This is a genomic window from Larkinella bovis, from assembly GCF_042655385.1.
Classification (GTDB): domain Bacteria; phylum Bacteroidota; class Bacteroidia; order Cytophagales; family Spirosomataceae; genus Larkinella; species Larkinella bovis.
In genome coordinates this window covers 12,469-36,634 of the sequence record NZ_JBHSMA010000002.1, presented here as the reverse complement: position 1 = coordinate 36,634, position 24,166 = coordinate 12,469, and the positions used below count along the sequence as shown (strand labels likewise).

The window sequence follows — 24,166 nt, the reverse complement described above, 5'->3', positions numbered from 1 at the left end:
GACGGGAAGGCGATCTGTGAAAAAGGGACGACTAACCATTTTTGTATCTAGTCTTTGTCGGTGAAAGCCCGCACCGGCTCAGATGGGTAAAACAGATGCTTTAGTTGCTCAGCCCGCTGCTGATACGTGTGCTCTTTCAGCGTATACCGAAAACCCGTCTGTCGGATCGATTCGGCTTCGAGGGGGTTTTGAAGCCCGCGACGAACCTGCGTAACCAGCTCGGCATCAGTATGATAATAAAGCACCTGTTCTCCATCTTTATAGATTGCTTCCCACTCCGGACACGCGCTCGCTAACTGCAAACCACCCGCGATGGCAATTTCAAAAAACCGCATATTGGCGGCCGGGAAACAGGTATCATCAATCACATTCAGGTTAATCCGGCTCTGGTTAAGCATGTCGGAATACGCCCTCCCTCGCAGGGGTTGCCGAAGCAAAAATGGTCGCAAAACCGGGTCGTTCACCCGCTGCCAGTCGGTTCCCCGGATGCCCATCTTCAGGTGTGGAAATTGTCGGATTATCACAGACAATGCCTGTTCCCGTTCCGGTCGCCAGGCCCCGACAAATGTGAGATCATACCCAAAGGCATTTTTTCGCGGTTCGGTTTTGTGTAAAACCGGATCGGCCGCCAGCGGCACCCAGTGAACCTGGCAGAACCCCAGCTGTTCAAAAACCGGCTTGGAGGCCCGGCAGTAGGTGGCTACGCCATCGTACAAGGCAGCCGCTTCCCGCACATGAGCTTGCATTCCCGTTAATGGGTCAGGCCAGACGAGAACAAACCGGACGTTGGAAATTGATTTGGCAAACGCCAGCGTACTGAATAAAACCGGTGCATTGCCAAACACGAGTACCAAATCCGGCATCCCGCTTTTAATCGCCACCGCCAGGGCCCGGTTTGCTTTCCGGAGCCAGGCATCCACGGGCCAGAATCGATTCAGGGACAGCCCCAATCGGCCAAACCGAGTATAACGCTCGACTTCCCGATAGATTGAAAACTCCTGAACCGCATCCTTCAGTTGCTGAAAAGCTCGCCGGTAAGACGATTCCAGCGAATAATTATTTACATCACCCACAATCAGTACTTTCATTCGAACAAGGGTCTAAACGTCTGTTTTAGAGAGGATATCGTGACGTTATAATTGTAATCCGCCACTTGTTCGGCCGACCGTCGGCGCAGGGTCTCAAAGGTGGTTTTGTCCAGATCAAGCAGGCGGTTTAACGCCACTACCAACCCATCAATATCGCCCGTCCGGAATCCAAAACCGGTTTCTCCTTCAATCAGTAAATCTTCCGCACAGCCCACCAGGTCGGACAATACCACTGGCAACCCGAACAGCATGGCTTCATTGGTGGAAAGCCCCCAGGTTTCGCCCACCCCCGAACACATCACATAGACGTCCGCGGTAGCGTAATATTCCAGAACCTTCGACTGATTGACAAAGCCCGTTAAATACACCTGAGTCAGCTTGTTTTCCTGAATATATTCCTCCATGGCCGACCGGAGCTCGCCCTCCCCCATCATCACCAGTGCGGTATCAGGCCGGTTGAGTTGATGAAAAGCTCTGATTAAATCCATCGGTCGCTTTTTCGGTATGTATTTTCCCGAATACAGGATAATGCGCTTGTCCACGGGTAACGTCAGACGCTGGCGGTTTTGCCCTTTGTTCGTCACCGACTTCTCGGCATAAGCTCTGAAACGGCTATTATCGATCGCATAGGGGGTAAAAATCAGGCGGTTTTCCGACACGCCAAACGACTGATAGAAAGCCTTGTTCTGTTTACCGATATACAGGAAATAATCAACCAGCGGAAACAGGCCAAACCGCAACAGGCCTCTTCGGACCGTCTGCTTCCATCCCGCTTTCAAGCGTTCATGTTTTAAGGGACTTTCCCCACGCAGGCAAATTGTATGCCCAAGCAAATTTCCAAACAAAATAACCAACCAATTAACCGCATACGCCCAGCCATAGACAATCAGGACGCTTTTGGGGGCTTCCCACAACCGACGAATCACCGACAAATTCAGCAAACCCCAAAACGAATAGATCGATGGTCGCAGCGAATGATTGGACAAAAATATATGTTTGTAGCCCTCCAGCAGGGGAATATCCCAACGAACGGATTGCCCAAACTGCCGGTCCGTTTCCCCCGTCATACCGTGCCGGGAGGCATAATAAACTGTTACATCAATGGTTTCATCGCGAGCCATTTGCTGGTATAAGGGAGCAAAATACTGGATCGGATGACTATTAAAAACAAGGATTGGCAAGGATTTATCTGCCTTTATTTTTCCCATTTCCCGAAAACGTCTTTACATCCGCCAGTATTCCATGCCTTCCGTTTCTTCTGATGCGTATAACCCTTTCAGGTCCAGCAAAACCGGCTGGTCATTCATGATAGACCGAAAATAACCGATATCCAGCTGCTTGTATTCGTCGTGCCCAACAGCTACCACCACGGCATCGTATTTCTTCGAGGGGGAATCCATCAGCGTCAGGTTGTATTCATGCGCCACTTCGTTCGGCGACGCGTGTTCATCCACAATATGAACGTTGACGGAATACTTCATCAATTCCCGCACCAGATCGGCCACCTTGGAATTCCGGATATCGGACACGTTTTCCTTGAACGTAATCCCCATCACCAGCACCTTCGTCTGCTGGGGTGCCCTGCCTTTTTTGATCAGCATCTGTACCAGTTTGGTGGCAATGTACGCGGGCATCCCGTCATTAATCCGCCGGCCACTGTGAATCACCTGCGGGTCGTAGCCCAGCTGCCGCGCTTTATACAGCAGGTAATACGGATCGACCCCAATGCAATGTCCACCGACCAGACCGGGCGTGAATTTCAGGAAGTTCCATTTTGTTCCGGCGGCTTTGATGACCTCCTGCGTATCGATATTCATCTTGTCAAATATGATCGACAATTCATTCATCAACGAAATGTTCAGATCGCGTTGGGTATTCTCGATCACCTTGGCAGCCTCCGCCACTTTGATCGTCGGTGCCTTATAAATACCCGCCTTGATAATGCTGCCGTATACGGCAGCAATTTCGTCCAGGGCTTCGGCATCACTGCCCGACACAATTTTCAGAATCGTGGTCAACGTCCGCTCCTTATCGCCCGGATTGATCCGTTCGGGCGAATAGCCAATTTTAAAATCCGTTACGCCCGTCAAACCGGAATACTGTTCCAGAATCGGAACACAGTCTTCTTCGGTGCATCCCGGGTAGACCGTTGATTCATAAACCACATAATCGCCTTTTTTCAGCACCTTCCCCACCGTTTCGGACGCCCGCTGAAGCGGTTTCAGGTCGGGAACCTTATAATCGTCAACCGGCGTCGGAACGGCCACCACGAAAAAATGGGCGTTCCGCAAGTCATCCAGGTCGCTGGTGAAGTGAATATCCCGGTTTTCGAACCCTTCCGGTCCGATCTCGTTTGAAGGGTCTTCGCCCCGGCGCATCATCGCGACCCGGTCGGCATTAATATCAAAACCCACCACTTTAAACTGACGGGCAAATTCCAGGGCAATCGGCAGTCCGACGTAACCCAGTCCAATAACGGCAATCTGTTTTTGTTTTTTACGTAATTCCTGGTACACAATCTGGCGGTTTTATGAGTAGAACAGGGTTGTAGGCAATCAGGCAGTGGTAACCTCCCGCATCCGCTGGCGAACGATTCCGAGCGTACCAGACCCAATAATAATCAAAAATAAACTGCCAACCATAAACCCAACCATTGTATACATGAATACCAGGACCGTCCGACGGGGCGACACCCGCTTCAGGGGTATTTTAGGTGGTTCCAGCACCTTAAACACGGGGGTCCGTTCCTGTACTTTAATTTTGGCCTGCTCGTGTTGTTTGGCCAGCTCGGAATAAACGGTTTCTGAAATGGCCAGTTCAGCTTCTAACTGTTTTTTTTCCATCGTAGCGGCCTGCACGATCATGTATTTGTGCCGGTCGTTATACTGATAAAGATTGTATTGAGCGGTTTCAAAACGTTTTCTCGCTTCGTTCAGCCGGTTGGTATAAAATTGCAGGTCCTGCCGTACCTTACCGGTCCGATAGGTCGTCACATACTGAGTCAGATAATCCATCGCCAGCTGGGTTACGGCGGCCACTGCTACCGGATCAGGCATTTTGGCCGAAATGGTGATAATCCCCGAACGGGTATCCATCCGGGCCGAAATTCGCGTCTGTATATCTTCCAGCAAATCCTGCTGCTCCTGCGTCAACCGGACTGGCTGACGGGCATTTCCCTTTCGAACGGCATCGGTCTGTTCCGACGAAACACCCTTCCCAAATACCGTCCGGTGTTCCAACAGAATCGCGGAAACGGTTTTCCGGGTTCCGTCTTTGGTAAGAACGGGGCGCTCCAGCAAATACAAAATGAACGGCATACTTTGTAACACATTGGGATACAGGTCCGGTCGAACCGCATCCAATCCTTCGGCATCCCCAAAATCAATCCCGGCAAAACCGGCGGCTGACGCCAGCTTCCGAAACATATCCCCCGAACTCTGATTCATTTCCGGAACAATCCGGGCTTCTGAAACGTATTCCGGCGTCGTTAGCAAAGCCACTGCTACGCCCACCAAACCGAACAAACCACCGATGAGCAGCAACCTCCACCGTCGACGCCACAAGATGCCGATTATTTTTTCGGGGCTTATGGTCGGCCAGTTCGGCTGCCGGTTTGGTGGTCCACTGTCTTTTTCGTCCATGCCCATTCCGCTTCGTTCACTCATTGCCATAGCCGAACCAGCGTCAATACCACAGCCGCCAGGGACGAAATTCCCGTCATGACGGCCACCCGTTCAGCGGGTGATAATTTACTCTCCGACTTGGGCGGTTTGGCTGGAATGACCAGTTCCATACCCGGTTCCGATTCCGGATACGAGCGAAAACCCAGAAAGCCTTTCGTTTTATTGACTTTGCCGTTGGCATAAATGACGTATACTTTCCGACGCTGGGCTTTGGCAGTAAAACCGCCCGATTCGCTGACATAGTCTTTGATCGACTTGCTGCGGTTATAGTCAACAATGGCGGGATTCAGGACTTCTCCGCGAATTTTAACCAACTCTGTCTTCCTGGGTATGTGAATGGAATCCCCCTGCAACAGTAACAGGTTCCCACTATCACTGGCTTTCACCATGACCTCCCGCAGGTCTACGGAAATTAACTCTCCTTTCCGAACAAACCGGGTTGCTTTCAAATAAGCCTCCGGTCGCAAACCGCCCGCACGGGCAATCAATTCCGTGATTCGCTCCGACTTATCCCGAATCGGATAAACGCCCGGATAAGGAACCTCGCCCGTAATGGTCACAAGTTTCTGGGTTTCATAGCGCGACGATGTTCGTACAAACACCTGATCGAACGGCTGAAGCACAAACCGGGCATCTGTCTCCCTCCGCTTTAAATCGTCGCTGACGTTAAACTGGAAGAGCCGGACATTCTGACTGGGCAGTAAACCGGTGGTATCCTTCCGAATCCGCCGGGCAATTTCAATCCGGGTGGCCGTTGCGCCGTCCGAAAAACCGCCCGCCAGCATAACCAGATCAGCCACACTCAGGCTGTCGACATAGTCAAAAGTCCCGGGCCGGTTGACGGCCCCCTGAATGCTGACACGGCGGTGTTCCCGCAGCTCGCTATACGACGAAACCGTTACCACATCCTCCCGCTGAAGCACCATGTCTCCGGCTTCGCCCCGCATCAATTTACCCAAATCAACCGCGATGATTTCCGGGTCCAGATTGTCACGCAACCGCCGGATAATAGCCCGGTTCAAAAAGGCATCTTCCCGTAAGCCTTCGGCCGTCTGGATCAATTGTCGAAGGGTGGGGCTTTTTTGCAGGGCATACGCTCCGGGCCGAAAAACCGCCCCGCTAATCATGACGCGGTTTTCGTACCGATCGATGATGGCCCCCACCGAATACTGGTCCCCGCGCTGCGGCACAAAAACCGGGATTTCGTCCGCTGGAACGGTTACAATCTGTAACTCCTTCGGCGTGTTCCGGCGCAGGGTGAGCGAGGCCGTATAGGCTTTATCGGTAAATCCGCCGGCAAACGCCAGCACGTTCTTCAGCAGTTCTCCCTTCCGGACTTCGTAGACAGCGGGCTGTTTCACCTCACCGGTCAGCTCGATCCGCGTATCGTAATGGTTGACGAACACAATATCCTGATCCTGAAGCCGGATGTTGTCTTTCTGATCGGCCCGCAGCAGGAAATCATAAATGTCCAGCGAACGAATCAGGCGGTTTCCGCGATACACCCGAATATCGCGAAACGAACCCCGGTCGGGATCAGGACCGCCCGACACATAGAGCGCATTAAAAACCGTGGAGAGGGACGATAACGTATACGTTCCCGGTTTCACGACCTGCCCGATCAAGGTTACTTTGATGCTTCGAATACTACCCAGCGTGATGGTGGCGAACACGCCACTGGCGGCCGAATTCAAACCGGCATACAGTTGGCGTAACCGGCTCACAATCCGTTGTTCCGCCTGTTCAATAGTCAGGCCATTAACGTAAATCGGGCTTAAATTTTCGAGTTTAATGGCTCCTTCGGGACTGACTTTTACCCGGTAATTCTGTTGCGCATTCCCATATACGTCGATAATCAATTCATCTTCCGGACCGATCTGATAATTCTTCGGCGTCGGAATCCGCAGGTTGGGTTCGAAGGTCAGATTCGTAGAGGAAAACAAACTGACCCCAAAAACCGGCAGCCCTGTATGGCCCGTGTGGGGTGCCGGAGCAGCATCGATTTTTCCCTGATCGGCTTGTTCCCGGTTAACCGGGGGCGGGGTTGCGTTGACCGCTGCTGGATTCTCCAGGGCCGTAATCCGCTGCCGCATTTTGGCCATATCATCGCTGGTAAATCCACGCGACACGGCCAGCTGCTCGATCTGGGCTTCCGACAGACCGCTGCTTTTAGCCTGTTGTACAAACTGGCGAACCTGATCATCCGTCAGATCGCTTACTTTCTGGGCCCGCATCGGACGGGTCAACAAAAAACTCCCTAACAGAATAAACCAACCGATTTTCCGGCGCCAAACCCTACGATTTTTCGGCCGGGCTGTCGATCCCGTACTATCTTCTACCTTACTGAAAATGGGTGTCACCAAAAGACCATTAATAAATAACGAGGGTAAATAGCGATCTGTGCATTCCGGTGCGGAGAGTTGCAGACCGGTAGGGTGTCCGTTTTCCAGTCTTTCTTTTTGGGCTGATCTCGCGTCATGGAACTTTCAAAACCGTATTCTTTAGACGCAAAAAGCCCCGGCAGGTTACACCTCCGGGGCTTTTTTGTTGAAATTTATTTAAGGTCCTTACGGAACCAGCCGCAATTCAACCCGGCGGTTTTTCGTCAGACCCGCCCGCGAGTTGTCGCCGATGGGTTTGAAAGAACCAAAGTAGTCGATGACGATCCGGTTCGGATCATTCAGACCTTGTTTCACTAGGTAGTTTTTGACGGCTTCAACCCGGCGACGAGACAGCGCGATGTTGTAGCGATCGGAAGCCCGGCGGTCGGCATGACCCGACAGTTGCAGGCGGCACTGCGTCTTGTTCAACAGCTCAACCACTTTGTTCAACATATCGTAGAACTGCGGCTTGATGATGTTTTTGTCCGTATCGAACGTCACGTTCGTCAGGATTTCGGCGCAGGCAATACCCGGCAACGCAGCACTGACGTACTTGTCGAAATCGATGGCTTCACCGGCTCCGGAAACAATGCTACCCGCTGGCGTATTGGGCTGACGGTCGAAGAAATCAGACACCCCGTCGTTATCCGTATCCATCAACAGTCTCGGATCGATGTCTTTCGGCCGGTTTGCTTTCGCAACAGAGTCGATTTGTTCCAACGTCAAGATAACCGGCGGTTTAATCAGGTTTTTCGGATCGGTCCAGCGCAGGTGGTAGGTTCCTTTGGTCGTATCGTACTCGTACTTCCCGTTCACTTTCTGTACCTTGATGGCGTTCTTACCTAATTTGTAAGTCACCGTAGCGGCCACATACCCCCATTTATCGAGGTTCGATTCCCCTCTCCGCTCAAACGGGTTGTCAAACTGACCACGGGTTCCGAAACCGTCGAAATAGCTGGAGCTATTTCCACCGATAGTGGCATCGAGCCGGTCGGTATTTACGTTGTTAAACCGAAAATCGAGGCCCAAATCGAAGCGGGAGCTCAGTTCATAGTTAACGGCCACACCAACGGGGATAACCCAGTCTTTTTCATATTTGGCATCCCGCAGAATCCCGTCGCCATTGTTGGTTTTGGTCCAGCGACGTACCCGTCCGGTTCCTAACTCATAAGCGGTTGATTTAAAAAACATAACCCCCACACCCGTGTAGGCGTCAATTTTCCACCGCTTCATTTTATTGATTCCAAACAACAGACTCTTCAGGTTGACACTACCTGTCAAATCGGTTTGAATGAAATTAGACCGAAAGTATGAATAATAGAGCCGGCGCTTCATACCGACCAGGTTCCCAAATTGGCCGTCGAGCTGAAGCCCGAAAAGGTGGGATAACTGTTTATTGACCGATACGCCAAAAAACGCGGACTTACGTTCGTTGTAACTGTCAAAATTGGTTTTTGAGACTGGGTAGAAGTCATATTCCCGCAGGTCTCCAAAGAATTGAGTGGGTCCACCCATGAGTGAAACTGACCAGGTGTTCAGTTTAGCTGGACCTTCATACGAGGCTTTCGGGTTATACTGGGCACTGGCACCTGTCGCTGCCAGTAGAGCCAGTCCCATTGCCCTTACGAACAGGGATACTTTTTTCATACTTATCAGGTTATTGTTTGACAGTTAGTAAACCATTGAGTGTGGTGAAACAACGTGTGTCGGTTAATTCAATCCGGTTGTTTTTTAACAACTTTCAACGCTTTGCCGCAAAACTATAGATTTTCGTTTAGTTTGCAAACAAGACATCGGTAGTTTACAAACAAGTTATGGGCCTGTTTGTTCATTCGATCGATTTGTTTTCTCGGCACAAGAAAAACAGGATTTGGGTACCATCAAAGACGTTGCATCAGTTTTTTTGTCATATTATCCTTCCAGTTTGTAAAATTCCCCGTGTTTATCTGATATCGGGCCTGTTTCACTAACCATAAATAGAAAGTAAGGTTTTGAAGACTGGCAATTTGTGCGCCTAAAATTTCTTCAGACTTTATCAGATGGCGCAGGTACGCTTTGGAATAAAACGTTCCGGCATACCCGCCCAGCGCCTTATCCAGTGGGCTGAAGTCATCTTTCCACTTCTCGTTTTTGATGTTAATGACGCCTTCGGTTGTAAACAGAATGCCGTGCCGGGCATTGCGGGTGGGCATCACGCAATCGAACATGTCGACTCCCAGGGCAATGGCTTCCAGAATATTTTCGGGGGTGCCGACGCCCATCAGGTAGCGGGGTTTGTCCGACGGTAAAATGGCATTGACGTGTTCGATCATACCATACATTTCCTCGGCGGGTTCACCCACGGCCAAACCGCCAATGGCGTTGCCGTCGCGCTGCTGTTCGGCCACAAACTCAGCCGACTGCCGCCGGAGATCACGATACGTACTTCCCTGCACAATCGGAAACAGGGTTTGCCGATACCCGTATTTCGGCTCGGTGGCATCAAACCGGTCGATGCAGCGGGTGAGCCAGCGGTGGGTCATTTCCATCGACTTCCGCGCATAGCCGTAGTCACAGGGATAGGGTGTGCATTCGTCGAACGCCATGATGATGTCGGCCCCAATCGTTCGCTGAATATCCATCACGCCTTCCGGGCTAAAGATGTGTTTGGAACCGTCGATATGCGACTTAAACGTGACACCTTCTTCCTTTATTTTCCGCGTCCCCGACAACGAATACACCTGATACCCACCGCTATCGGTCAGAATCGGCCGTTGCCAGCCGTTAAACCGGTGTAAACCGCCCGCTTTCTCCAGAATATCGAGACCGGGGCGCAGGTATAAATGATACGTATTACCGAGGATAATCTCCGCCCGAACGTCCTCGACCAGTTCACGCTGGTGGACGGCCTTTACGGTTCCGGCGGTTCCGACGGGCATAAAAATGGGGGTTTCAATCAAACCGTGATCAGTTGTTATGACGCCCGTGCGGGCTTTCGACTGCGGGTCAAAAGCTTGGATGGAAAATTGCATGCTGTTGGTTTAACGATCTTTTCTGACTACAAAGGTCGAAAGACCTGCGCCGAAAATCAAAATCCGTATATTTGCGGCCGGATTCGCATCCTGTCCATCAGTTCATTATCCCTGGTATTTCGTGGTGGTTATCGTGTCGGTTGTATGCCTTGCTGTGATTTGCATACAGCTTTTTTATATTCTTGGTATTTTTTCCCGAACAGCGTTTTACGTTGATTCCAACGAAAACTGGTCGCCGGGTGGCGTCGAATCGTCGGCTGGCGAAACCGCCGATCCGCCGGTTAGTATTATTGTTTGTGCCTGGAACGAACTGGAAAACCTGCGGACACTCCTGCCGCTGCTCGACGATCAGGTCTATCCGAATTTCGAGGTACTGGTGATGGACGACCGCTCCACCGACGGCACCCGGGAGTTTCTGGAAAAAGCCGCCGAACGGTTCGAACACGTCCGGTTTATTCGCATTGATCGGGAGCACGAACACGTTACCCCCAAGAAATACGCACTGACAACCGGTATCCGGAATGCTTCCTACGATATAATTCTGCTAACCGACGCCGATTGCCAACCGGCCAGTGAATATTGGCTGGCGGGGATGGCCCTGAAACTGGATGATCCCCAAAAACAGATTGTTCTCGGTTTTGGTCCCTACAAACGACGGAACAAACACGGCTGGATCAACCGGCTGATTCGCTATGAAACCCTCTTCACGGCGGTTCAGTATTTTTCCCTGGCGCGAGCCGGGATGCCGTATATGGGCGTCGGCCGCAACCTGATGTACCGCCGGCAGTTGTTCCTCAACAACAAAGGATTTTACTCGCACATGCGGGTGATGGGGGGCGACGATGACCTGTTTATCAACGAAGTAGCCACGTCGCGAAATGTAGCCATCAGCCTCCACCCGGCGACGTTTACGTACTCCAAACCGAAAGAAACGGTTGCGGAGTGGTGGCACCAGAAACAGCGCCATCTGTCGGTCGGAAAATACTACAAAACCCGGAACAAATTCTGGTTGGGGCTGCTGTCGCTATCGCACGTGCTCACCTGGCTCCTGGGGCCGGTCGTTGTCGCAATAACGGCCACCCAGTTACAGGCCAGCGGTTTTCCGGTTTTAGCGAGTCAGCAGGAAGGGCAGTTACTGCTCGCTGCGAGCGGGTTGTTTCTAGTCCGGTTTCTGGCTTTCTGGGTCATTGTTGGCCGGATCAGCTACCGGCTGGGCCATACGGTCGATTGGGTCGCCATTCCGTTTCTGGATATCGTTCTGGGAATTTATTACGCCGTGATGGGCGTTGTCACCCTGCGCCCCCGTCATAAAAACCGGCTTATGAAATGGAAATGAAATCCGATCACTGAGCCTCCGCGCCTACTGCGGTGAATCGTTGCAAGCCTGTATTCATAACTCACCATTCATTCCTTATCGTGTAGTGGAGTTGATAAAAAAATATTTTCCGAATCTGACAACGCAGCAACTGGATCAGTTTGCGGCTTTGGAGGAATTATATCGCCAATGGAATGCCCAAATCAATGTGATTTCGCGGCAGGATATCGATTCCCTGTACGAAAAACACGTACTGCATTCGCTGGGCATTGCCAAAGTAATTCAGTTTGTGCCGGGTACGGAAATCCTGGACGTTGGCACGGGGGGCGGTTTTCCGGGCATTCCCCTGGCGATTCTGTTCCCGCTGGCCGACTTTCACCTGGTCGACAGCATTGGTAAAAAGATCAAGGTGGTAACGGAAGTCAGTTCCGCCCTGGGCCTGACCAACGTGCGGGCGGAGCAAGCCCGGGTAGAGCACCTGAAAACCACCTACGATTTTGTGATCAGCCGGGCGGTGACGCGCCTGAAACCGTTTCTGGGCTGGGTGCGTTACAAGATCCTGAAAACAGGCAACAATAAGCTTCGGAACGGTGTTTTGTACCTGAAAGGGGGCGATTTGGCGGAAGAACTGGCCGAAGTGAAGGACAAGTATCGGATCTATGAATTATCTGATTATTTTGACGAGCCGTTTTTTGAAACAAAGAAGGTCATCTATATTCCCAAGTAATTCCAGGCGGGACGGTCTAAAACCGCTCCGCCCCTGACAACTACCCACATTCCTACTAAACGCACATGGCAGAGATTTTTAAATCCAGCAGTTTTAAAGACCCCATCAACCGCGACGTCGTCGAGTTCAACGAAAAAGGGGTAACGTTCCGGGTCAACCGACTGATTGGCGGCACTGACAATTTCGTATTCTACGGTGATATTTCCGGGGTAGAAATTGATAATGGTCTCTTTTTTTCGACGATTCGCATCATTCCGCGGGCTCGCCCCGAAATCGTGATCAAGAACTTCACGCGCGGTGACGCCCGGCAGATCAAGCAGTTAATCCTGGAACGGGTGCCGACACTTGGCTAAGCAGGCCGGTTCAGGAAAGAATTCTTGCGGATTTTTCAAGAAAATACTTGCACGAGTTGAGCCGGAGTCTTACTTTTGCACCCACAATAACCCACCACGATGGGTTGTCACTCCCGAATAGCTCAGTCGGTTAGAGCATCTGACTGTTAATCAGAGGGTCGCTGGTTCGAGCCCAGCTTCGGGAGCCTTGATAGTGAGCCACTTACGAAAAATTATTTGTAAGTGGCTTTTTTATTTGCATACCGATTTGCATACATTATTACTTAAATGAGGGTTTGAAGGGTTAAGCTTATAAAGTAGGAAAGTTGATGGAAGACCTTTCTAAAATACGCATATACCGCCTAACCCATTATAAAAACCTACCATTTATCTTGCATAATGGATTACATTGTGCAAATAGTCCGGTTAAAGATCCGGCATTTATCAATATTGGTTTTCAGAGACTAATCGAGTCAAGAGGAAAGACACCTGTTAAAGTACCGCCGTCAGGTGTCTTAAATGATTATGTTCCTTTTTACTTTACTCCGCGTTCACCAATGCTATTTATGATAAATAAAGGACAAGTACCGGACTACAAAGGGATACAAGAGGAGCTTATATATTTAGTAAGCAATGTAAATGTGATACAAAATGCAGGCAGACTATTCGTTTTTACAGATCGTCATGCGAAGTTAGACTATGCCCAGCATTTTAACGATTGCAGCCGATTGGTTGATTTAGATTGGGCCACAATCCAAAGTGACAATTGGGGGCAACAGTATGGAGTATTAAAAAAAGAAAAAAAACAAGCCGAATTTCTTGTATATCAGACGGTCCCTATTAATTTAATTCAGGGAATAGTATGCCATAATGAAACTATCAAGAACTCAGTAGAAGTAGCAATGGAAGAGGCAAAAGTATTTTTGCCAGTTGTATGCCGACCTAAATTCTATTATTGAACAATGATTACACTCGTTCAAGACAACCTACTTAAATCCGACGCTGAAGCACTGGTTAACACAGTTAACACAGTTGGAGTTATGGGTAAAGGAATTGCGCTACAATTCCGCGAGAAGTACCCATTGAACTACGAATTATACCACAAGGCATGCAGTAAAAAAGAAATTAAGATTGGTAAAATGTTTGTTACAAGGACTGATCGGATAGGTCATCCTAAATTTATCATAAACTTCCCAACCAAGGAACACTGGAAAGGAAAATCAAAATTAGAATACATAGAGCAAGGCTTAGATGACTTAATACGTGTCATCCAGGAGTATAACATTCGATCAGTTGCAGTTCCCCCTCTCGGCTGTGGAAATGGAGGATTAGACTGGAATTCTGTTAAACCGATTCTCATAGAAAAATTAAGTCATATTGAAGCAGAAGTTTATTTATATGAACCTGGCTTAAGCCCAGAAGAAGTTACTACTCCAGAAGTCAGTCGAGGGCTGACTAAAGCAAGAGCACTTATCTTAACACTTATCAATCAGTATACAATATTAGGTTTTGACGTTACTCACATTGAAATTCAGAAGCTAGCATATTTTTTGCAGGAATTTGGTCAAACTGATCTTAGGCTAAAATACCAGCAGGGCACATATGGTCCCTTTGCCTATAACCTCCAGCACTTATTGGCAAGGTTAGAAGGAGCATATTTACAAGGTCATATTCGCGTGGCAGATGCACGCCCTCATGATACTCTTGCGCTTTATAATGAAAGAATTAATGAAATATCTAATTTCTTGTCTCAAAATACATCTCCAACAGAAAAGCAGCGATTAAAAACTGTTACACAATTAATAGAAGGCTTTGAATCACCTTTTGGCTTAGAATTACTTGCGACTGTTCATTGGACAATGAAGCAACTCAATGTGACTAAACCTCTTCTTGATTCTGTTGTACAATACATTCATAATTGGAGCACTCGTAAAAGAGAAATTATGACTCCATCACTGATAAAAGTTGCTTTTGACCGAATTAATTTATTTCATCAGTGAAATGCATTTACGTATATAATCATAGTATAAAATAAATGGCGTCAATTTAACCCGGAAGTATTTATCTATCTATAAAAATCTTATTTAAACACAAGTTTAGCTCCACTTTACGTCAATAAATTCGGTTAATTATTATGGCATTCAAATCTAAGGCTTCAAAAAGAAGCCAGTATACTGACATTGAAGCTCTCTTTATGGACCTTAATACAGTTGGCATTGAGGCTTTATACGCGCATCAAGCCGATATATTAAGGAGTTACCAAAAAGATGCTTTAAACAAGGAAAATATTGCCATTGAACTTCCTACAGGAAGTGGAAAAACATTAGTCGGATTATTAATCGCAGAGTTTAAAAGAATAAACTGGGGCGAAAGAGCATTGTATCTCTGCCCGACAAAACAACTTGTCGGGCAAGTTATAGAACTAGCAGAAAGGTATGATATCAAAACTACACCGTTTATTGGTACAAAATCTCAGTATTCTGTCTCTTCCAAAAGTTCGTATCAAAACGCAGACTCCATAGCGGTTACAACTTATAGCTCTTTATTCAATACTAATCCATATTTTACAGAAAGCAACCTAATAATCATAGATGATGCTCACGCTGCGGAAAATTATATAGCTTCTAATTGGTCTGTTAATATAAATCGTTTTAAGAATGAGGACATCTTTAACGCACTAGTGTATTTTTTAAAAGACAAGCTAGAAGATCATACATCTTATAAGTTATTGAATGATAGCTATGATCCATTTTATAGAGGTTGGGTTGATAAATTACCATTTAAAAATTTCACTAGTGCAACAATAGAATTAAGAACACTTTTAGATGGGCTCTTAAATGGCACAGGAAATAACCTTTCATATAAATGGCACAATATTTCTGACAACCTTGAAGCCTGCAATCTATATTTTAGCTGGAATGAAATTTTAATTCGCCCTTTGATACCACCAACTTTGACAAATAGTGCTTTTGCAAATGCAAATCAAAGGATATTTATGTCAGCGACTTTAGGAAACGGTGGGGATTTAGAGAGGTTAACTGGCATCAGCAACTTTCACAAAATCCCCATTCCAAAAGGCTGGGATAAAGAAGGACTTGGGCGAAGATTTTTTGTATTTCCCCAACAAAGTCTAGATGAAAGTGAAACCTTAGCGCTACTTAAAAACGTTTTCGAATCAACGCCCAGGTCGCTTATTTTAACTTCAAGTGAAGAAAAAGTATCAGAGTTAACGAGTTCAATTAGCAAGATTTCAGACGTTGAAATCTTTACTATTAATGATATTGAATTATCTAAAGATACATTTATTAATAGCCGCAAAGGGCTATTAATCTTAGCGAATAGATTTGATGGAATAGATTTTCCAGGTGAAGAGGCAAGGTCACTAATATTATTTGACATACCGTATTTTGCGAATCTACAAGAGAAGTTTTTGAGAGCAAGACTAGATGCTTCAATAATATACAACGACAGAAATCGTACTCGCTTAATTCAAGCGTTAGGAAGATGTACTAGAAGTCCTAAAGATTATTCATTGGTATTAATAATGGGAGACGGGTTAACTGAATGGCTTACATTTAAAGAAAAGAGGAGTTTTTTTCATCCAGAATTGCAAGCAGAAATAACTTTTGGTATTAATCAATCAAAAAAATCAACGATTAAAGACCTTATTGACAATATTGATATTTTTTTTGCACAAGGTGATGAATGGAAGGAAGCGGAAAAGCAAATAATCGATTATAGAAATGAATCCAACAGAGAGCCTATCCCTGGCGAAGCAGAACTTGAAAATGTCGTCAGCGATGAAATAAGGTATTTATACGCTCTTTGGAATAAGGATTATGTAAATGCCTTAAATTATAGTCAAAAGGTACTTGAGGGCCTCTCAGGAGGCCATGAGCTAAAAGGATACCGCGGATTTTGGTCATACTTATCAGGAGCTGCAGCATGGTTAGCCGGAAATGACTTAGATAATAACCTGTATAAAACTAATTCAAGAAAATTTCTAAATAAAGCATCAGTCATAGCCCCTTCAGTAACATGGTTAAGAAAATTGGCAGATGAGCTACCAAAGGCCGAAGTTCAATTTGATGAGCAGTTGCTGCTAAATATTGACACACTTCTTATAACATTACGAGCTTGGAATATATCAAGACCTAGCAAATTTCAGCTTAAACTTAGAGAGCTTGAGGAAAAATTGTTTAGAAAAGAAGAATTTGAGGCTGCAAATGAAGAGATAGGTAAACTGCTTGGTTTTCGTACTGGAAACATGAGCTCGACAGCTTCCCCAGATCCTTGGTGGATTTCTTCCAATAACTTAGTTTATGTATTTGAAGACAAATGGTATTCCACTACGGATGGATATATTAATATAAATGATATTCGACAAGCCAATACCCACAAAGATTGGATTTTAAATAATATTAAAGATCTAGCTAAAGATGTAGAAATAATAACAATATTTCTCACAAATAGAGCGAAAATAGAAGCAGAACATTTATTTGCCTGCAGTAACCTCTATTACTGGTCTATGAATGATTTTGTAAATTGGTCCCAAAAAGTAATCAACTTATTTCGAACAGCTGGACCTTCATACACAGGTGATGGAGACACAAATTGGAAAGATTATATTATTAATGAATTGACGTCTAACGATTTTATACCTGTATCAATTAAGAAAAAAATTGTCCCACTTTCAACCTTAGTTGAAAAGAATTAGCATCTTGACTAAGGTTGAAATCTTATCAAGAATTTTGTACGAGTAGAATCGGGCTTGTAATCTCAATTTTTCAATATAATTGAGATATTTTTCATTCGGCTTTAGCTGGTGGAAAGTGAGAAAGGAAATCATCAAGTTCATCAGGAAAAATGCGAAAACCACGTTCAGCTATTTCGGCAGCCGGTTTTAAGAAAACTCTCTTTTTGCCTCCGTTGATCGGTCGGCCTCGATGAATCCAGCCGTAAATCGTCAAAACAGAGAAGCCGGTCAAGAATGCTACCTCCTCCACGGTGTACAGTACCTTTGAGCGAATCGTTCCCTGTTTTGTGAGTTGCTTCAGCTCCTCCATTAGAGACCGAATTTCTTCTTCGAATGTTTTGCCCATAGTCGACTAAGCCTTCATGGGTGGAAAATGTGACAGAAAATCATCGAGCTCATCCGGAAATATTCGGAAGCCTCGATCATCTAGCCCGGAAGCCGGTTTGAGAAAAACCCGTTTCTTCATTCCATTTATGGAACGTCCTACACGTATCCAATCATAAACGGTGTCTTTTGAAAATCCGGTTAAAAATGCCACATCCTTAACGTCATATAACACCTTGGCTCTGATTGCTACGACGTGTGTATTTTGCTCAATTCGCGCTAAAGCTGCACGAACTTCCTCTTCAAAAGTTGGCTTCATGTACTTTAGGTTTACTAAATTTTTGCCGATTGTTTACCCCAGGCTTTTTGCATCACTTTGATTTTATCCTCTCCCCGAATGGTCCGGTAGATCATTGTGGTAGAAATCGATCCATGGCCCATCAAATCGCTCAAATCCGTAATGTCGACTTTCCGATCGAGCATGATCATTGCAAACGTGTGCCGACCCATGTGAGAAGAGATAATTTCATGTAATGCTTTCTCGACGTCGACGCGCTGACCAGCATAGTACTCTGTCAGGACAACCCGACGATTCAATCCGGCTTTCCTGGCAACCTCTTTAATCAGCACATTATATTTCTGGCCTGAAATGACTGGCAAGGTGCCATCATACTTTTTAAGAAGTTCAACCGCCTGATCCGTGAGTGGCACCAGATTTTCACGTCTCCCCTTCTCCTGAATCAGTCGCAATGCTGGCGCCATTTCATTTCCATCGCTCCGGATCTCAATCATGTTACCAGGTCGAACGTGCTTTAAATCGCTCCAGCGCAAACCGGTATAACACTGAAATAAAAAAATGTCTCGTTGCCGGGCAAAGCTACCCGAGAGGTCGACATTCTGAAGGGCTACTACTTCATCCCACTTCAAGGCTTCCCGTTGGATAATTGATCGATAAGAAGGAAAATCTTCGAAATCATTCGGGATAACTATGCCGCTTTTTCGGGCATACCTCATCACAACGCGTAGGTGCTTCAACTGCTTATAGGCAGTTTCGTCCTGCACTCCTTGCTTCATCATGTATTGTAAAAAGCGATTGGCAAAAGGCAGAGTGATATCTTTAAAGTCGGCCCAAGGAGCAAAACGCTGCAAATGATCCTTGGTGGCCTTAAAGTGACGGACATAATGTTTTGCTTTCAGGCCGGTATGATCAGACATATACTGATCCCAGAATTCAAATAGAGTCGGGGCCATTGCCGCAGTTTCTTCCGGCTGTTTCTTTTCTGGTTGCTTTGACTGAATCCCCAATTCTGCTTGCCTTATCCGGGCCAATTCGGCTCGTACCTCTGCAATGGTTGGGTAGTAATCCAGTTTGTCAAAGTATTCTTCGAGGCCATTGGAATATACATCCAATTTTCGGTTGACGGCGCGGTTCAACGTTTGGAATTTCTTACGTTTCCGCCGTCTGCCGGTCGCGGGATCGACTACCATCTCAACGGTTTCAATCCAATCGTCCGGATGAACCTTATAACCCGATGAAAAGCGAATCTTTTGTTGTTTCCAACAGATTCGAAAGTCAATAGGGCATTCTCCATTCTCATCCGCACGTTCCTGGCGGAGATAGCGTGATATTTCCATGAGTTATAAATCAATGGTTAAAATTGCCTTGGTATTCCTCCAGACTCGGCGCGAAACCGGAACCGATTCGCCATTGGCCAATTGCATAAAATGCAAGCTCTCCCGGATCAGCCAGGGCGCGGATCGATTGACAAAAGCAGGGTTAATCAAATGAGAGCGATGAATACGGACAAAGCCCTTGAACCGAGCACCTAGTCGGCTGAGGTTACCGCTGACCAAATACCGCTCCCCATTTCGGGTATAGATCAGCGAATAGCTCCCCTGAGCCTCGATCCGGATAATGGAATTTGTATCGATCAATTTCTTCTGAGTTTTTACCCAGATAAGAAATTGGTCTGGTGCCTTCACTGACAGCGGAATTTTCAAGGGATAGCTTGGAAACTGTTTCATAGGAGAGATTGGGCCCTCGATAATGAGGGCCGTTTTACAAGGGTGTTGTTGATTTCCGGCGTACCGTATTTTATAGATTGTATTTCCGTTGCCAGGTGTAATAATCCGGAGGCGTTAATCCAGCGTACTCGGGATACCCAGCCGCAAAAAGTGAGAAGTCCCCATTTTCCCCAATCCGAACGATATCGGTTAAGGCCACATCAAATGGCTCAAATTCTTCGGGCAGGCTTCGTAAATAATCCAGCTCACCATGTTCGATATTTTCCGCCTTCGAGCCCGAATGCGTTGAAAACAAAATGACATTATCCGCATCAGCGAAGTAAGCCAACCGAGCAATCCGAGAGATCCGGAGATATTTACATAAAGCTGCAGCTGTTATATCCAATGGTTGCAAAGCTAGAATCTGGCTGCCTTTCAATAACAGAGCAAATACTTTATCTAAACATCTGTACTCTTCCTGATCCTGCATGGCTAAGAAAAGCCGCAAGGCATCACCAGGTGTCTCGACGCTAATCGGAATGTAATTCTCAGGATAGACATATTCGACCCTGAACCGTGGCAGTAGGCTCAGGCTACCCACTTCTGGACAACAGCTGAGGAACTGGCTAACCGTTCGTGAAGATTGTTGGGGCGCACTTGCGCCAGATGCTACCGGAATGTAGCTTTGCTCCCGACTCATAACAGTAATTGTTTTGGGTTTCTCAAAACCCCCTCGCTATGGCCTCGTAAACTACAGCGTCGGGGTTTTCATTTGAATTCACAAGTAGCGTCCTCATACAGTCCAGCGAGCAACCTCATCGGTACTATAGCGCCTTTTCTGATATCTGCCAATTTGATAATACAATTATATCCAAACTGGACAAAATAGTCAAGTTAAAGTATAAAAAATTTACGCTTCCTCAAATAGTATGCATAGTTTAACTCCTAATGCTTCTGTCACTTTCTTTAAAGTTTGAACAGTCAGACTACGTGTACCACTTTCCAGTTTGTTAACTGCTGATTCAGACACTCCCATCTTTGCTCCTAACTCTTTCTGCGTTAATTGCTTTTTCTTTCGAGTAATTCTAATAAGTTGTCCGATTTCTTCCGGTGTATTTGACATGATAAGGATGTTTATATGAGTGGCAATATTAGTAGTTCATTGATTTTGCTAGGCTTACCTATTTAGTAAATGGCCATGTGTTCAAGTAAACGGTTAATGGCGCCGGACTATACCGTCACTTTTCCAGATCGGCGGCTATTAGTGTATTTATATAGCGATTCATGGGAATCTTCTTTTCCTGGCATTTCTCTTTCATCTTGCTAAACCGTTCGTCCGAAACACGGAGCGGATAGGCTTTACCAGGACGTTTATTAGTAGACTTCACGGCAAATTGTTTGACATAAATATGGTAAAAATTTGACATCTATTGGACAACAACCGAATAAATGTCAAACTTAAAACCCGGTTTTCATCCTAAATATTCCAATTAAGTAAGCGAAATATTTTGCGTATATTGAAGGTAAAACCTTTGCTATGGCAACCGAAAAGCAACAATCGAATCAGGAGTTCATTGACGAAATGCAGGCTTCAACCCAAGAGATTTTAGCTATGCTCGATGCGAACGGAATTCAATACAATCTCAAGGAGTGGGTCTCGATCGCCGAATATGCCAAACTGTTTCGTATAGACGATACCGACACAATTTTGGGATGGATCAGCAGTGGTATCATTCCTCCTGAGAACATTATTGAGATTCCTATATTGAATGGCTTGAAACTGATCAAAGCAATATCCTCTAAAAGTCAGGAAACTTCTGTGTAAGCGGACATCATTCACCTGTATAAATCTGAAAGTCAGAACTTGAGTGAACAAGTAATCTGGCAAATAATGAAGTAAAGATTGACTCAGTATTTAACAAAAAATAAAACCCGGCAGTGGTAGCCGGGCTCGTTAAAATATAATATCTCAAGAAACGGTACTTATTCTGTTTACCATGTCAAATCGAGATTTGATAAACGGAAGCTCATTGCCTGTATACTTACCCCGAATCGTTTAGCTAGCTCTTTGACTACGTCGTTTTCCTCTTCTCGGAAATCACAATAATCAAGAATATTTTTCATTATTTCCAGTATTATTTCTTTGGGCATTAGCAATGCCGCGGCAAAAGCGTTAGCCTCTCGCTCCTGCAAAAATTCACCGGTTGAGGAGTTCTCATCACGGAATAGAATCGTAAAGTACTTATCGGGTGTATCAACAAAGACACCTTTCCGCTGATGCCCTAGCACGTAATGACCCAATTCGTGGGCAATGGTAAAACGCTGTCTATTAGGTTTATTATTATTGCTATAACCAATTTGAGCCTTTTCTCCATCATGCAAAAAGACACCCGAAACTCCTATTGTGAAATCAACGCCTAACACCTCAATATTCTTTTTTTTAGCAACCTTCTCAACATCTATTGGTAAAAAGTCGCTGTAGTTATCCAACGGTTCAGGATAGAAACCGGTTTCTTTGAGTACCGACAATGCCAATTCTTCTATTTGTTTCTGACGTTTCTTGTTCATGGCTTCGTGTTGGTAGTTTGAAAGTCTTTTATAAGGCTATTAATTACGTCTAAGTCATTTTGTTCGATTTTCTCCTTATCTGAATCAAGTACAATTCCAACATTTATTTCAGAGGCTTTAGGAAGCAAATCATTTGCATTAACCTGTAAGCAGTCGGCGATTTCATACAATAAATGTATAGGTGGATGCTGGCGCCCTTGTTCAATATTGACGATAGATGTGCGACTAAGATCAACTTTGATTGCCAAGTCTTGTTGACTGACTTTTTGCCTAATACGACTGGTCTTTATATTCTCTCCCAGGAGTCGATACAATTCCTCTTGACTTTTCTTATTCATAGTACTAAGGTAACATTTTAATTACAAAATGTCAAGTATTACAAACACAATTTATTTGACACAAAAAAATGTTAATTTTTACTTGACAATTTGGTTTGTTATAATTTACATTTGTATTATATATGTTAACTATAACAAACACTATGCCAAAACCAAATACGCATGTTGTCCCACGAGGAGATCAGTGGGCAGTGCAACGAGCAGGCGGAGAACGCGCAACAAGAATTGTTGATACGCAACGCGAAGCCATTCAAATTGCTAAGGAGATTGCCCAAAATCAGCGGATTGAAATGATAGTTCATGCGCAAAACGGGCAAATAAGCTGGCGCAATTCTTACGGCAATGACCCTAAATCAAGCAAAGGCTAATTTGACGAAATTGAAAGTCTGTCCGAAGTCATTTGAATTCGGGCAAAATTGTAGTACTCACTTAAAGTAACTTATCAATATGATCATCAAACAACGACGTATCCGTAAACCGGAGAACTTTTTAACAGAATTTGCCGAGGGAAGTAACTTTTATGTGTCTTTACCAAATATCGAGGACTTTCATTTGAAGCTTATTGGTATAGGTTTTGGCCCTGAGTTAGCAGTAGGAACGCAGGTATTGCCCAAACCAATTGGGGCTGTATCCCGCTTCAACGCACAAGGAGGGTTTCGCGTTCTAAAGGATTTACCTAAAGAAACCGCTTACCGGGAGATCTGGTGGGAATGGGAAGACTGGAATAAAAACCAGTATGCTGACGTAAAGTATGTACCTTACGAACGCTATCAACGGGAGCCAATACCAGCACCCTCAGAAGAATTGACCATTATTGAAAAAGATGGCAACAAGCTAATTGTCTCTCGAAAACTATTAAAAGCTGATATTCAACTCCCAGCCATAAAACACTTGATCAATTTGTTTCTTGAGCTGTTTGGAGAATGCGAACTACTCACTGATGCATTGATACCAGTGTACAAGTTTGAAGTGAAACGACTTCATTGGGATGTTTTGCCACAGGGGAAGTATCCTTGGCAACGGCTTAAATCAGAAGTAATGCCCCTGATTGAGCAAGTTTCTGAGCAGAAGCAAAAAATTCTTGCTCACCGATTGGAAGTTGTTGCTTCCCATGAGCCGGATTTTGTAGCCACAGGAAAGGCGGGTTTTCACGGTTATCTAATCTTCGGATTCTCCAAGTTAGGTATATACGTATTAGAAAGCATGTTTGTGGGAAATGCTACATATATATTAGGCGAAAACTGGGCTAATATCTCACAGATGACAAAAGCGGAAATACTCAACGGAGAATTGCATTTAGATCGCTTGGTACATCGCGAAGGCTGGACTGAAGCGCTAAGAAAGCAATTTGTTTCTAAACCCGCAGCTATATAACGCCTTCGTACTCATTGAAAACAACATGGCAGGTTTGCTAAAATACATTCGAGTCATTTTGGTAATTACTTTATTCCAATATCTAGAATTACCTGATAAGTGTAATCAGTTATTCTCAAATAATGTTTCCAACTGTTTTAAAACAGGAAGCCGACCCCAAACGATCCGGTAGCTACCGGATCGTTTGGGAGTTTTACAAGGAGAGTAAGAGAACTGCATTAAAAGACTATTTTTCAAATAGTTACTATTAGAAGCTAAGTGCTTG

24 protein-coding genes and 1 tRNA gene are annotated in these 24,166 nt (G+C 45.7%); 10 read left to right on the top strand and 15 right to left on the bottom strand.

The annotated features are described in order from the left end of the window. Positions 1-47: 47 nt before the first annotated feature. The 7 genes from ACFPMF_RS07520 to tgt form a co-directional block, all read right to left on the bottom strand. Positions 48-1,088: a CgeB family protein gene (locus tag ACFPMF_RS07520; RefSeq protein WP_379842788.1), complete on the bottom strand. Its 1,041-nt coding sequence runs from the start codon at positions 1,086-1,088 to the stop codon at positions 48-50. Further along, positions 1,085-2,209, bottom strand: coding sequence for a glycosyltransferase (locus ACFPMF_RS07515; RefSeq protein ID WP_379842787.1), 1,125 nt, complete (start codon positions 2,207-2,209; stop codon positions 1,085-1,087). Before ACFPMF_RS07515 ends, ACFPMF_RS07520 begins: the two co-directional genes overlap by 4 nt. A gap of 102 nt (positions 2,210-2,311) precedes the next feature. Then, positions 2,312-3,604: a nucleotide sugar dehydrogenase gene (locus tag ACFPMF_RS07510; protein ID WP_379842786.1), complete on the bottom strand. Its 1,293-nt coding sequence runs from the start codon at positions 3,602-3,604 to the stop codon at positions 2,312-2,314. Between the two features lie 39 nt (positions 3,605-3,643). After that, a complete protein-coding gene (locus ACFPMF_RS07505; protein ID WP_379842785.1) occupies positions 3,644-4,753 on the bottom strand; it encodes a Wzz/FepE/Etk N-terminal domain-containing protein in 1,110 nt (369 codons plus the stop codon). Continuing rightward, entirely contained in the window at positions 4,750-7,017 is a 2,268-nt protein-coding gene (locus tag ACFPMF_RS07500; protein WP_379842784.1) for an SLBB domain-containing protein, read from the bottom strand. Before ACFPMF_RS07500 ends, ACFPMF_RS07505 begins: the two co-directional genes overlap by 4 nt. 321 nt (positions 7,018-7,338) lie before the next feature. Then, positions 7,339-8,799 (bottom strand): OmpA family protein, encoded by a 1,461-nt coding sequence (locus ACFPMF_RS07495; RefSeq protein ID WP_379842783.1) that lies wholly within the window; start codon positions 8,797-8,799, stop codon positions 7,339-7,341. Positions 8,800-9,032: 233 nt separating this feature from the next. Next, complete coding sequence (gene tgt / locus ACFPMF_RS07490) at positions 9,033-10,163, bottom strand: tRNA guanosine(34) transglycosylase Tgt (protein ID WP_379842782.1); 1,131 nt, start codon at positions 10,161-10,163, stop codon at positions 9,033-9,035. 154 nt (positions 10,164-10,317) lie between these two features. On the opposite strand from tgt, the gene ACFPMF_RS07485 reads away from it, so the two are divergent. The 7 genes from ACFPMF_RS07485 (at position 10,318) to ACFPMF_RS07455 (ending at position 17,254) form a co-directional block, all read left to right on the top strand. After that, positions 10,318-11,499, top strand: coding sequence for a glycosyltransferase (locus ACFPMF_RS07485; protein ID WP_379842781.1), 1,182 nt, complete (start codon positions 10,318-10,320; stop codon positions 11,497-11,499). A gap of 85 nt (positions 11,500-11,584) precedes the next feature. Beyond that, positions 11,585-12,205, top strand: a complete 621-nt coding sequence (gene rsmG / locus ACFPMF_RS07480) for a 16S rRNA (guanine(527)-N(7))-methyltransferase RsmG (protein ID WP_379842780.1) — start codon at positions 11,585-11,587, stop codon at positions 12,203-12,205. Positions 12,206-12,270: 65 nt separating this feature from the next. Beyond that, positions 12,271-12,558, top strand: coding sequence for a hypothetical protein (locus ACFPMF_RS07475; protein ID WP_379842779.1), 288 nt, complete (start codon positions 12,271-12,273; stop codon positions 12,556-12,558). A gap of 111 nt (positions 12,559-12,669) precedes the next feature. Further along, positions 12,670-12,743 (top strand) — tRNA-Asn (locus tag ACFPMF_RS07470). Positions 12,744-12,866: 123 nt separating this feature from the next. Continuing rightward, positions 12,867-13,496 carry a type II toxin-antitoxin system toxin DNA ADP-ribosyl transferase DarT gene (gene darT / locus ACFPMF_RS07465; protein ID WP_379842778.1) on the top strand — a complete coding sequence of 210 codons (630 nt, stop codon included), beginning with the start codon at positions 12,867-12,869 and terminating at the stop codon, positions 13,494-13,496. Between the two features lie 3 nt (positions 13,497-13,499). Continuing rightward, positions 13,500-14,537 (top strand): type II toxin-antitoxin system antitoxin DNA ADP-ribosyl glycohydrolase DarG, encoded by a 1,038-nt coding sequence (gene darG / locus ACFPMF_RS07460; protein WP_379842777.1) that lies wholly within the window; start codon positions 13,500-13,502, stop codon positions 14,535-14,537. A gap of 194 nt (positions 14,538-14,731) precedes the next feature. Further along, positions 14,732-17,254 carry a DEAD/DEAH box helicase family protein gene (locus ACFPMF_RS07455; RefSeq protein ID WP_379842776.1) on the top strand — a complete coding sequence of 841 codons (2,523 nt, stop codon included), beginning with the start codon at positions 14,732-14,734 and terminating at the stop codon, positions 17,252-17,254. A 91-nt stretch (positions 17,255-17,345) separates the two neighbouring features. Here the strand turns inward: ACFPMF_RS07455 and ACFPMF_RS07450 are convergent, their stop codons facing one another. From ACFPMF_RS07450 to ACFPMF_RS07425, 6 genes are all read right to left on the bottom strand, one after another. Next, positions 17,346-17,639: a helix-turn-helix domain-containing protein gene (locus ACFPMF_RS07450; protein ID WP_379842775.1), complete on the bottom strand. Its 294-nt coding sequence runs from the start codon at positions 17,637-17,639 to the stop codon at positions 17,346-17,348. A 6-nt stretch (positions 17,640-17,645) separates the two neighbouring features. After that, on the bottom strand, positions 17,646-17,936 hold the full coding sequence (locus tag ACFPMF_RS07445) for a helix-turn-helix domain-containing protein (RefSeq protein WP_379842774.1): 291 nt from the start codon (positions 17,934-17,936) through the stop codon (positions 17,646-17,648). A gap of 14 nt (positions 17,937-17,950) precedes the next feature. Next, the gene (locus tag ACFPMF_RS07440) at positions 17,951-19,252 is read right to left on the bottom strand and encodes a tyrosine-type recombinase/integrase (RefSeq protein ID WP_379842773.1); all 1,302 of its coding nucleotides are present in this window, start codon (positions 19,250-19,252) and stop codon (positions 17,951-17,953) included. 3 nt (positions 19,253-19,255) lie between these two features. Further along, on the bottom strand, positions 19,256-19,642 hold the full coding sequence (locus tag ACFPMF_RS07435) for a LytR/AlgR family response regulator transcription factor (RefSeq protein ID WP_379842772.1): 387 nt from the start codon (positions 19,640-19,642) through the stop codon (positions 19,256-19,258). Positions 19,643-19,712: 70 nt separating this feature from the next. Beyond that, positions 19,713-20,321, bottom strand: a complete 609-nt coding sequence (locus tag ACFPMF_RS07430) for a hypothetical protein (protein WP_379842771.1) — start codon at positions 20,319-20,321, stop codon at positions 19,713-19,715. A gap of 210 nt (positions 20,322-20,531) precedes the next feature. Beyond that, the gene (locus ACFPMF_RS07425; protein ID WP_379842770.1) at positions 20,532-20,744 is read right to left on the bottom strand and encodes a helix-turn-helix domain-containing protein; all 213 of its coding nucleotides are present in this window, start codon (positions 20,742-20,744) and stop codon (positions 20,532-20,534) included. A gap of 414 nt (positions 20,745-21,158) precedes the next feature. On the opposite strand from ACFPMF_RS07425, the gene ACFPMF_RS07420 reads away from it, so the two are divergent. Then, a complete protein-coding gene (locus ACFPMF_RS07420) occupies positions 21,159-21,446 on the top strand; it encodes a hypothetical protein (RefSeq protein WP_379842769.1) in 288 nt (95 codons plus the stop codon). Between the two features lie 167 nt (positions 21,447-21,613). On the opposite strand, the gene ACFPMF_RS07415 is transcribed toward ACFPMF_RS07420, so the two are convergent. Together ACFPMF_RS07415 and ACFPMF_RS07410 are read right to left on the bottom strand one after the other, a co-directional pair. Beyond that, complete coding sequence (locus tag ACFPMF_RS07415; RefSeq protein WP_379842768.1) at positions 21,614-22,189, bottom strand: ImmA/IrrE family metallo-endopeptidase; 576 nt, start codon at positions 22,187-22,189, stop codon at positions 21,614-21,616. After that, on the bottom strand, positions 22,186-22,527 hold the full coding sequence (locus ACFPMF_RS07410; protein WP_379842767.1) for a helix-turn-helix domain-containing protein: 342 nt from the start codon (positions 22,525-22,527) through the stop codon (positions 22,186-22,188). The genes ACFPMF_RS07415 and ACFPMF_RS07410 overlap by 4 nt, the downstream gene beginning before the upstream one ends. A 143-nt stretch (positions 22,528-22,670) precedes the next feature. Here ACFPMF_RS07410 and ACFPMF_RS07405 point away from each other — a divergent pair, with 143 nt between their 5' ends. Then, positions 22,671-22,895: a DUF2188 domain-containing protein gene (locus ACFPMF_RS07405; RefSeq protein ID WP_379842766.1), complete on the top strand. Its 225-nt coding sequence runs from the start codon at positions 22,671-22,673 to the stop codon at positions 22,893-22,895. Between the two features lie 79 nt (positions 22,896-22,974). Further along, entirely contained in the window at positions 22,975-23,901 is a 927-nt protein-coding gene (locus ACFPMF_RS07400) for a hypothetical protein (protein ID WP_379842765.1), read from the top strand. The last annotated feature ends 265 nt before the right edge of the window (positions 23,902-24,166 follow it).